The sequence below is a fragment of the Microcoleus sp. CAWBG58 genome (assembly GCF_020883045.1).
Lineage (GTDB): Bacteria > Cyanobacteriota > Cyanobacteriia > Cyanobacteriales > Microcoleaceae > Microcoleus.
On the sequence record NZ_JAHRFA010000014.1, the window covers coordinates 102905 to 114207 of the forward strand.

Genomic DNA, 11303 nt, shown 5'->3' on the forward strand with positions numbered 1-11303 from the left:
AAAGAGAAGGGTGAGGTTGATGATTTTTTGTTACTGAGGTGGAGGAGTTGGTGTTGCTAAAGGTGTTGTGGGTGCGGTTATCCCTGCTGGTTCCAACTTGCCGCTGCTGATTTGGTATCCTTCAGCAATTGGCCCCAAAGCCAGCACTGGGAAAAATGTCAGCGCGCCGAGAATGATGATTACTCCTGCGGTGACGCTGGTAAATAAAACGGAATCTGTTCTGAGAGTGCCGGTTGTTTCGGGAACCAGTTGTTTGTTCGTCATGCTGTCAGCTAGCAGCAGCAGCGCAATAATTGGAACGTAGCGCCCCATCAGCAAGCTAAAACAAGTGCTTAAATTCCACCAAAGTCCTGTCGGCGCGGGTTGAGAATCGCCCAATCCTTCAAAGCCAGAACCGTTATTAGCCGCCGCTGAAGCGTATTCGTACATCACCTGCGAAATGCCGTGAAATCCTGGGTTGCTGATGCCGCTCAAGCTGTCGGGAAAGGCGAGGGTAATGGCGCCGGGGATTAAAACTGCGATCGGGTGAATCAACAAAACAACGCTAGCTAAAACAATTTCCCGCTTTTCAATTTTTCGTCCCAAAAATTCCGGCGTTCTCCCCACCATCAATCCGGTGAGAAATACGCTCAAAATCGAGTAGATAAATAAGTAAGCTGTTCCCGTTCCCTGTCCGCCCCAAACAATTTGGATAAACAAGTTAAACAAAGTAGCAAAACCCCCTGGCGGCATTAAAGAATCGTGCATTCCGTTGACAGCTCCGCACATTGTCCCAGTCGTAGTGACAGCCCAAAGTACAGTTTCTGCCCAACCGAATCTAACTTCTTTCCCTTCTAAGTTTGGTTGCACGGAACCGAGCAAACTATTAATTTGGGGATTGCCTTGATATTCGCCAACTGCTGCAATGCTAATCAAGATTACATAAATGGCAAACACCATCCCAAAAATCAGCCATCCCTGCTTTTTGTTGTTAGCAAATCTGCCGTAGGTGTGAATGAGTGCTGCTGGTATAGAAACCATTGCTAGTGTTTCCAGCAGGTTACTAAAAGGGTTGGGATTTTCAAAAGGGTGAGCCGAGTTAATGGCAAAGAAACCGCCGCCGTTCTCTCCGAGTTGTTTGATGCTTTCCAAGTGAGCTACTGGGCCGCGAGCAATTACTTGCGTGCCGCCTTCTAAGGTACGCGCAACTGCGGGGCCTGCTAGGGTTTCCGGCACTCCAGAAATGAGCAAAAATAAGCCAATTATCAAAGAAAGTGGCAGCAGAATCCGGGTGATCGATTGAATTAAATCGATATAAAAGTTACCGAGGGGGCGACCTGTCAGTCCCCGAATAAAGGCAATCCCTACTGCTAAACCAGTGGCTGCTGAGGTGAACATTAAAAAACCCAGAGTTAACTGGGACAAATAACTGAATGTTGTCTCGCCTGAGTAATGCTGTTGGTCGGTATTTGTGAGGAATGAAATAGTTGTATGCAGCGCGGTATCCCAGGTTGGTGCGCTGAGGCTCGTGGGATTCAAAGGCAGCAGTCCCTGAAGCATGAAAAGTAAGAATACAAATATGCCCATTGCTGCATTGCTGTATAATAGCGATCGCGCATACTGCCAGCCTGTCATTGAATCTACAGCCCTGATATTGCTGGCCTTATAGATGAGTTGTTCGACTGGTTTTATCGCGGGGTCGAGAATGGTTCGTTCTCCCATGTACACCCGTGCCATGTAGTTGCCGAAGACGGGCGCGATCGCGATTAAAATGATTAGGGTTAATGCAATTTGAATTAAGCCTTGTAACATAACTGAGTTAAAAATTACTCGTTTAGTGATTACTTTACTCAGGTTGGGGGTTGTTGATAATCTGTCTTAAGGTATAAGTTACTGTTTATTAATGCGGTTTTTCTTACTTATACTTATACTGATAGGCGAATGTTTAGCCAAGGTCTCAAACCTATACTTGCAGGTATAGATGCTGTATAAACGCTATTTTTTGCGCGAAAATGTAGCTGACATTTTATAAGCTTAAAATGGATTAATTAGAGATGTTTGAAAGCTTATTGAAAATTCCCAAAATTCTGGGGGTTCAAGAAAAGTATTTGCGCGGAAGGTGGTCGATCGCCTTTTTATTCGCGATTGTCGCAGCACTCGAATTTGCTACGCCGTCGCAGTATCTGTTTGGATACTTGTACACGGGGCCGATTTTACTGGCAAATTCGCGGCTGAGTCGGTTGGGAAAGTTGCAAATTACGCTGTTAGCAGCAGCATTGACGCTGTTGAACTTGTTTGTTCCTTACGGAGAAACGATCGCCCTAGCAACTGTAGCAAATAGGGCGATCGCAGTTATGGCCTTGGGAGTCACGGGATATTTGAGCGATCGCACCCAGCAGTATCAAGAAGCGATCGCGATCGCCAAAGCACAGTTGCAGTCTCAGCAGCAGCTAGCCAGCATCCGAGAGGATTTTGTCTCTACTTTGAGTCACGACTTGAAAACGCCGATGCTGGGTGCAATTGAAACAATCAAAGCTTTTCAGGGAGCAAACTTTGGGGAAGTCACTACCAGCCAGCAAAAAGTTCTCGAAACAATGGCGCGATCGCAAAAAATGTCACTACAATTAGTAGAAACGCTGCTCGATGTTTACCGCAACGATGCCGAAGGTTTAAAACTGCAACTTGCGCCCGTAAATTTAGCAGCTTTAGCAGAAGAAGTAATTGCCACACTCATCCATTTATCGGCAGCGCGCCGAGTTTATATTAGTATAAGTTACGGACAGTCTGACTTTCGCCGTTCTTTGTGGGTAAACGGCGATGAAGTGCAACTCCAGCGCGTTTTTGTTAATTTGCTAACAAACGCGATCAACCATTCTCCCCGAGGTGGTAAAGTAGAAATAGTCATGGAATCTTACGCAACCGATCAGGTGGTGAAAGTTATCGATAGCGGGTTGGGAATTACTAGCGATGAGCTGCCCCACTTGTTCGAGCGTTTTTATCAAGGAAATGGCGATCGGCAAGCCAAAGGATCGGGATTGGGGTTATACTTATCTCGCCAAATTATTGACGCCCACGGCGGTATAATTTGGGCAGAAAACAAATTGCCTTTAGGTGCTTTGTTTGGATTCCGACTACCAGCTATCTCTGCGAATGAAACCTAATTGTCCCTTGCGAATTCTCTTAGTTGAAGATGACGAACTGTTTCGGTTGGGACTGCAAACCAGATTGCAGCAAGAAAGTTCTTTGCAAATAATTGCCGAGGCGGAAGATGGAGAAACGGCGGTAGAATTGACTCAGGAACACTTGCCGGATGTGGTGGTTCTCGATGTCGGTTTGCCGGGAATTGGTGGCATTGAAGCCTGTCGCCAAATTAAACAGAGACATCCAGAAATTCCAGTTTTGATTTTAACATCTCACGCCCAAAAAACCTTAATTGAAAGGTTGATTGCTGCGGGAGCCCAAGGATATTGTCTCAAGGGAATTGCCGCCGAAACTTTGGTTTTGGCAATTCGATCGGTAGCGGCGGGTGCTTCTTGGTGGGACAAAGCCGCAACTGCGGAAATTCGGGCGGTTTTTAGCAATCCCGAACCTGTCAAAAGCGCGAGTAAATGGGAAGTTTTAGACAATCCGCTGACTCCGAGGGAACAGGAAATATTAGCCTTAGTTGCGGGCGGGAAAAGCAATCAGGAGATTGCACAAATATTGTACATCGCTCCGGGGACTGTGCGGGTACACGTCCACGCGATTTTGCAAAAGTTAGAAGTGCGCGATCGCACTCAAGCAGCAGTGTTCGCTATTCAGAAAGGATTGGTAGCAGAAGAACTTTTGGCGATCGAACCTTCAACAGGTTCGATCGTGAGGAATGCGAGTCCGCATCAGGTTCGATCGTGAGGAATGCGAGTCCGCATCAGGTTCGATCGTGAGGAATGCGAGTCCGCATCAAAGAAAGGACTGAAGTACAGGTTCGATCGTGAGGAATGCGAGTCCGCATCAAAGAAAGGACTGAAGTACAGGTTCGATCGTGAGGAATGCGAGTCCGCATCAAAGAAAGGACTGAAGTCCTCACTACAAACCCTATTGCTCGTTAATTTTACTGATGACATTTAATATTAAACTTTGCTAAATTTCATACATATTAATTTCCGTAAGGTCATCCAACCAGAGGTGTCTTGTGCCAAGTTTTATCAATTATGTTAGGGGCTCGATCGCCTTTCTCGACTCTGCCCTCCCCGACATCCAAAATCTTTGCAACGGTATTGCAGCCGGAATAGAAGTAATTATCATCGATGCAGCGCGCGATGGAGTAGCACAAATTACGGAAGTGCTAGGCAGTCGCGACAATATTAAAAGCATTCATATTATCTCCCACGGTCGATCGGCAAGTTTGCAGCTAGGCGCGATCGACCTAAACTTGACAAATTTAAACTTTTATGGTCAAAAATTGCAGCAATGGTCGATCGCCCTGACAGAGAGTGCAGAGATTTTGCTGTACGGGTGCGATGTGGCGGCGGGGGAAAAGGGCGCTAACTTCGTGCAGCAAATCAGTCGTCTCACAAAGGCAAAAATTGCTGCTTCTAGTACGCCTGTGGGAAGTGCAGCTAAGGGCGGAGACTGGGAACTAGATTATACAACTGGGTGGGTGGAGTCGGAGTTGGCGATCGAGCCAGCCACAAGAGCCGCCTATCAATTTGTGTTCAGCTATACTCTCTACGACGGTACAAGTAACTTTATACCGGTGCCAGGAATGCCGGGGGGCATTGGGACATTAGGTGTCACCCAATTAGCTTACGGACAAGTACCTCTGCCTGCCCCATTTGGTTCTGGTCTTCTTCCTGCTGGTGCGTACTCACCCAACACGGGTATTAATACTGCTAGCGTGACGGTGGCTAATAATACGACAGGATATGCGGGATACACGAATTATCAATATACTCCGCCACCAATAGGAACATTTGCTCAACTAAATCCGGCTTTCCCCGCCTTGAATCGCACCAGCGGTTTCAGCGTTTCTTTCAACGCTACGGTGACGACTGAAAACAGTAATAGTGACGATCGCGCCGGTTTCAGCATCATCGCCATTAGCAGCGACGGTCAAAACGGTATTGAACTCGGTTTCACCAACCGCAACCTCAGCCCCATCGGAGGCATTTTTGCTCAAAACGGTGGCGCATCCCCAACTCTGTTTACTCGTGGGGAAAATGTACCTGTTAATATCAGTGCTGGTACGAACTACAAACTGGTGGTTCAAGGAACTACTTACACCCTGTTTGCTGGTGGCGCAGCCATACCAGGGCTGACAAATCAGCCGCTACGCAACTACACGGCATTTAATCCAGCAACCAGCCAGCCAGCTTTACCCTACAATCCCTACAGCCAGCCAAACTTCTTATTTTTGGGCGATGCGACGGATCAAGCAAGTGCCACTTTTAGGCTGGGCCCGATATCTGTTAATAACTTGCCGATCGCCAATCCCGATACTTATACTACTTTGCACAATCGAGTGCTCAACGAACTTCCGGGAGTTGTACTCAATGACACTGACCCCGATAGCTTTTTCGGTCTGTCAGTTCCCGCCTTAGTAAAAGCTCCTAGCAACGGTAAACTGACATTGAATGGCTTCGGCAATTTCATTTATACTCCTAATCCTGGCTTTGTCGGAATTGATACCTTCACTTACAGCCTTAGCGACGGGACTGATACTGTCCCCGGTACGGTGAGTATTAATGTTACTAACAAGCAGCCGATCGCCAATCCCGACACCTACAAAATCGAGCACGATCGAGTGCTCAACGGATTTCCATCCGTCTTATCAAATGACTTCGATTTGGATTTTTTAGAAACATTGACTGCTGCTGTCGTCACAGGGCCGACCAAAGGTAAACTCGTACTCAATCCCAAGGGTGATTTCACTTACACTCCTAACCCTGGCTTTGTTGGAATTGATACTTTTATTTATAGCGTTAGCGACGGCGCTGCGACTGTCCCCGCGACCGTGAGTATTGATGTTACGAACATTCCGCCGATCGCCAATCCCGACACATACAAGGTTTCGCACGACAAAGTGTTAACCGGATTTCCAGGAGTTTTAAGCAACGATGCTGACTTAGACTTCCTAGAGACGTTGACTGCTGCTGTTGTCACACAACCGACTAAAGGTAAACTCGTACTCACTCCCAAGGGGGATTTCACTTACACTCCTAACCCTGGTTTTGTCGGAATTGATACCTTCACTTACAGCGCTAGCGACGGGGCTGCGACTGTCCCCGCGACGGTAAATATCAACGTTACGAACAGTCTGCCGATCGCAAATCCCGACACCTACAGCACCACTGCGGGAAAAGCCATCAGCCAAATAGCGCCGGGAGTTTTAGCCAACGACTCTGACGCAGACTCGGACGCGCTGACTGCTGCATTGAGTGCAAATCCGACGAAAGGTGCGATCGCCCTCAGCAAAGATGGTTCTTTCACCTATACTCCTAAGGCAGGCTTTTCTGGGACAGACACATTTACTTACACAGTCAATGACGGCATAGTTAGCTCTGCACCAGCTACCGTGACTGTAAACGTCAACAATAACCCGCCTGTAGCGATTGCTGACAGCTATACAACTCCTTTTAATACCCCTCTCAATGTGGCAGGGTTGGGAGTCTTAATCAACGATACAGACCCGGAAAATGACCCGCTGACTGCGATTTTGGTGGCGGGGCCGACGAAAGGTGCGATCGCCCTCAGCAAAGACGGTTCCTTCAGTTACACTCCGAATGCTGGTTTTGCAGGGACAGACTCTTTTACCTACAAAGCTAATGACGGAAAAGCTGATTCTGCGATCGTCACAGCAAGCATTGTTGTCAATAACTCTCCAACTCCGACTCCGGTAACAACTCCAACTCCGGTAACAACTCCAACTCCGGTAACAACTCCAACTCCGGTAACAACTCCAACTCCGGTAACAACTCCAACTCCGGTAACAACTCCGACTCCGGTAACAACTCCGACTCCGGTAACAACTCCGACTCCAGTAACAACTCCGACTCCAGTAACAACTCCCACTCCAGTAACAACTCCCACTCCAGTAACAACTCCCACTCCAGTAACAACTCCCACTCCAGTAACAACTCCCACTCCAGTAACAACCCCGACTCCAGTAACAACCCCGACTCCGGTAACAACCCCGACTCCGGTAACAACTCCGACTCCGGTAACAACTCCGACTCCGGTAACAACTCCGACTCCAGTAACAACTCCGACTCCGACTCCGGCAATAATTCCGACTCGGATTCCAACTCCGACTCCGGTAACAACTCCAACTCCGGCGACAACTCCAACTCCGGTAACAACTCCGACTCCGGTAACAACTCCGACTCCGACTCCTGTTGACTTTGAAAGCATTGGTGGCGGTAATGCTGACGATCGCATTTGCGACGAAATTACCTTACCTGCGATCGATTCAATTCCCGGGCCGAATTCAGTCGATCGCACTTTCAACGGCACTGATGGCAACGATTTCCTCATCGGTAGCAATCTCAACGACGCGATCGACGGTTTCAACGGGAACGACATTCTGCTGGGCGGAAGCGGTAACGACAATATTTATGGTGGGCAGCCCAGCAATATCCCTCTCGGCCCGAATGCAGACAAAGACTTGCTATTTGGCGGCAGAGGTAATGATTACCTCAACGGAAGTGCCGGCGACGATCTCATTTTCGGTGGTAAAGGCGATGATGTGGCGATCGGTGGCAAAGACGATGACTCGATCTGGGGTGACAAGGGGAATGACACTCTGGTGGGGGCTGAGGGTAACGATTGCTTGTTTGGAGGCAGTTTTGACCCGTCTAGCCCTGACTCGAACGGACGCGATTTGCTGTTTGGCGGTGCTGGCAACGACTTCTTGAATGGAGGAGATGCTGCGGATACTCTGGGCGGTGGAGAGGGCAACGATACGCTCAACGGCGGTAAGGGCGATGATGTTCTGGTGGGGGGTACGGGCAACGATTTGCTGCTGGGCGATCGGGGTAGCGACAGCATTTGCGCTGCGGATGGGGATGATACTATTTTTGGCGATCGCGCCATCGGCTTAAATGGATCTCCAGATTCCCTTTGCGGCGGTGCTGGCAACGATTTGCTGTTTGGTAACGGCGGTAATGACAACCTCTGCGGTGATGACGGCAATGATACTCTGTACGCCGGTAAGGGTGATGATACTTTGACTGGGGGTTTAGGTAACGATGTTCTCAGTGGTGGCGTTGGGCGCGATCGCTTTATTTTAACCGCAGGTGAAGGCAGCGATGTGATTGCTGATTTCACTAAAGGTGAAGATTTGCTAGTGTTAGCGGGCGGTTTAACTTTTGCTCAACTCACTATTACCCAAAGCCCCAATGCAGGTGCGATCGCGATTTCTGGGAACGGTCAACTCTTGGCTACTGTGAATGCAGTGGCTGGTAGTGCGATCGATCGCAGTGATTTTATCCTATTTGGGCGATAACAAAATAGTTCGTAGTGCGGACTTCAGTCCGCAGATTTTTGCGGACTGAAGTCCGCACTACGAACGAATCTCATTACCTAATAGAGATGAATTGAGAGGCTGTTAATAATCTCCAGAAATTGCTGCAAAATAGTCGATGAATCATTCTGCCGCCAAACCGCAGTTAAGTTAGTGGTTGTCATTTGTTCCAGAATCGGACGATACACCACTCCTTTGCGTTGAAGATTCTGGACGTGAGATGGCAGAATGCTAATACCAGTTTCGCCTGCAACTAACCCCAAAATCGTGACCATAAACACGGCTGTTTGAACAACTTTTGGCACAAATCCTGCTTGGGAACATAGATGGTAAATTTGTTCGGACAAACCCGCCACAACTTGATGCAGGGGCATGACAAATTCTTCATTTTTTACGTCAGCAAGCGAAATTTGGGATTTGGCTGCAAGCGGATGATTTTTGGGTAAGACGGCGACAAGTGGTTCTTGCGTGATAGACATCGTTTCTAAATCATTGTCTTCCGAGATTTCGTGGTAGAGATACAGAAAAATGATATCAGTTTGGCGATCGCGCAATCTCTGAATTAGAAAAGCACTATGTTCTTCCTGTAAAATCAGTTTTACCTTTGGATATCGCTGCCGAAACGTTCGCAGCATCTCTGGAAAGACACCATTCGCGATCGAACTCGTAAAACTCACCGTCAAATGGCCCAATTCACCTTGATGAATGCGCTGGGTTTTATGTACCGCTTGTTCTAACAGTGCCAGAGTTGCACGAGATTCTTCTAAAAACGCCTGTCCTGCTGGAGTTAGCCCAATTGGGTGACTTTTGCGATCGAATAGTTGCACGCCCAATTCAGTCTCCAAATCTTTAATTTGGTTGCTTAGGGGCGGTTGCGAAATGTGCAATCGCTTTGCCGCATTCGTAAAGCTCAGTTCGTCTGCCACTGCAATGAAGTAACGGAGATGGCGAAGTTCCATAGATTTTAGATTTTAAACTTTAAACTTGGAAATGAATAATTACTATAGCGGTTATTGAGTAGATACTGCCATACTTTTTGAGTATATTCTTATATTAAAAAAAGTATTTGACATCTGATAATAACTTCTTTATTTTGGAAGTAATAGGGAAGACTATCAATGAATGCAAAAAATATTTCTTTTGACAGTCACATTTGTAGTAGGGTGCGTCAGCCACTTCTGGCTCTCTACCTAAAAATTAGGCTATAAGCTGACGCACCCTACATTTCAGTAAGCGATCGCACTGAATTAAAAGCATTCATTCAGACGCACTCAGTAATAGTTAGGAAAATTTAGCAAGCAATTGCGATTTTAAATATCACAAAATGAGGATTATTTATGTTGTCGCACGTAATTCGACGAGTTGCAGTTGTCGGAGGAACCCACGGAAATGAGTTAACAGGAGTTTACCTGATTAAGAAGTTTCAACAATTCCCAGACTTGCTGAAACGATCGACCTTTGAGACAGTTGCCTTATTAGCCAACCCGAAAGCGGTGGCGCTGAATCGGCGTTATGTCGATCGCGATTTGAACCGTTGCTTTAGCCGCGCAGATTTGGCTAACCCAGGCTTAACGGGTTACGAGGAAACACGCGCTAAGGAAATCTGGGCCCAACTATGTCCTAAAGACCAAAATAAAGCTGATTTCATTATCGACCTCCACAGCACAACGGCGAACATGGGGCTGACCATTTTACCGTCTAGCAAACATCCGTTCAATTTGCAATTATTAGCCTATTTAAGCGAGCTCGATCGCTCAGTTCGAGTTTTTTTCCGAGAGGATGATGGTGAGGATGCGCCAATGTTGCGATCGCTATCTGCTTTCGGTTGCACGATAGAAGTTGGGCCCATCGCCCAGGGAGTCGTCAACGCCCATCTGTTTGAGCAAACCGAAAGGCTGGTTCGCACCATTGTAGATTATCTCGATGCCACAAATCTGGGCAATCCGCCAGTTATACCATCATATTTAACTGCATATCAGGCGATCGTTTCCGTAGACTACCCGAGAAATGCTGTAGGTGAAATCCAAGCCACTATCCATCCCCAACTTCAGTTTAAAGATTACGAACCCTTACATCCCGGTGAACCGATGTTTCTCACATTTACGGGAGAATTGCTCCCCTATCAAGGAGAATCTACAGTTTTCCCTGTATTTATTAACGAAGCAGCTTATTACGAAAAGCACATAGCGATGCTTTTGACGAAAAAACAACAGCTTCAGCTTGAAACTGCATAAAATCCTGTCCCGCAAATTACCAGCAATAAAAAAGGTTTGATCGTTCGGACTTCAGTCCCCATCCATCCCAGGAAATAAAAAAGGTTTGTAGTGAGACTCACGTAGCGGGTGTAGCGGCTTTAGTTTTGAATGCCAATCCCACTCTAACTCCGGCTCAAGTTGAGTACATTTTGACAACAACAGCCAACCCAAATGGGATAACTGTCTAGAAACAACAAGCAACTATTCCGAAACATTAGCCGATCGCCCTACAACCCCGCGAATCTGTTTTGTGAGAAGCTGGGGGCGATCGACCAAATACTGGTTTATTGACATCTCCCCATGCCTAAAGGCGAGGGGATTCACAAGACCACAATTTAAGTCTTATAGGTGCTGACAAATCACCTCTACCAACTCCACTTAGATCCAATCCAAGCATTGTTGCTACTTTACGACCAATATTTGCACACCCATTGCAGTCTGCATTAATTAGCCATCCCTTCGCAGTCCGATACAATCCACGTTTAATTCTGGTTCCCGAAGCTTTCCACCCTGATAGGGTCGAGTGATAGGTCGCCCTATCACACTCCCTTTCAAAACCGTGCATGAGA

Annotated in this window: 8 protein-coding genes; 5 read left to right on the forward strand and 3 right to left on the reverse strand. The window is 47.3% G+C overall.

Annotated features, from left to right (window positions below):
• Positions 1–30: 30 nt before the first annotated feature.
• Entirely contained in the window at positions 31–1791 is a 1761-nt protein-coding gene (kdpA, locus tag QZ918_RS08950) for a potassium-transporting ATPase subunit KdpA (RefSeq protein WP_293333672.1), read from the reverse strand.
• A gap of 242 nt (positions 1792–2033) precedes the next feature.
• On the opposite strand from kdpA, the gene QZ918_RS08955 reads away from it, so the two are divergent.
• Positions 2034–3140 carry a sensor histidine kinase gene (locus QZ918_RS08955; RefSeq protein WP_293333674.1) on the forward strand — a complete coding sequence of 369 codons (1107 nt, stop codon included), beginning with the start codon at positions 2034–2036 and terminating at the stop codon, positions 3138–3140.
• Positions 3130–3870, forward strand: a complete 741-nt coding sequence (locus QZ918_RS08960) for a response regulator transcription factor (protein ID WP_293333676.1) — start codon at positions 3130–3132, stop codon at positions 3868–3870. Before QZ918_RS08955 ends, QZ918_RS08960 begins: the two co-directional genes overlap by 11 nt.
• 16 nt (positions 3871–3886) lie before the next feature.
• Here the strand turns inward: QZ918_RS08960 and QZ918_RS08965 are convergent, their stop codons facing one another.
• Entirely contained in the window at positions 3887–4045 is a 159-nt protein-coding gene (locus tag QZ918_RS08965) for a hypothetical protein (protein ID WP_293333678.1), read from the reverse strand.
• A gap of 105 nt (positions 4046–4150) precedes the next feature.
• On the opposite strand from QZ918_RS08965, the gene QZ918_RS08970 reads away from it, so the two are divergent.
• Positions 4151–8461, forward strand: coding sequence for a cadherin-like domain-containing protein (locus QZ918_RS08970; protein ID WP_293333680.1), 4311 nt, complete (start codon positions 4151–4153; stop codon positions 8459–8461).
• Positions 8462–8538: 77 nt separating this feature from the next.
• Here QZ918_RS08970 and QZ918_RS08975 read toward each other — a convergent pair whose 3' ends face one another.
• The gene (locus QZ918_RS08975; protein WP_293333683.1) at positions 8539–9438 is read right to left on the reverse strand and encodes a LysR family transcriptional regulator; all 900 of its coding nucleotides are present in this window, start codon (positions 9436–9438) and stop codon (positions 8539–8541) included.
• Positions 9439–9816: 378 nt separating this feature from the next.
• Between QZ918_RS08975 and QZ918_RS08980 the strand changes: the two genes are divergently transcribed.
• Together QZ918_RS08980 and QZ918_RS08985 are read left to right on the forward strand one after the other, a co-directional pair.
• Complete coding sequence (locus QZ918_RS08980) at positions 9817–10713, forward strand: aspartoacylase (RefSeq protein ID WP_293333686.1); 897 nt, start codon at positions 9817–9819, stop codon at positions 10711–10713.
• A 74-nt stretch (positions 10714–10787) separates the two neighbouring features.
• Complete coding sequence (locus QZ918_RS08985) at positions 10788–10922, forward strand: S8 family serine peptidase (protein ID WP_293145193.1); 135 nt, start codon at positions 10788–10790, stop codon at positions 10920–10922.
• The last annotated feature ends 381 nt before the right edge of the window (positions 10923–11303 follow it).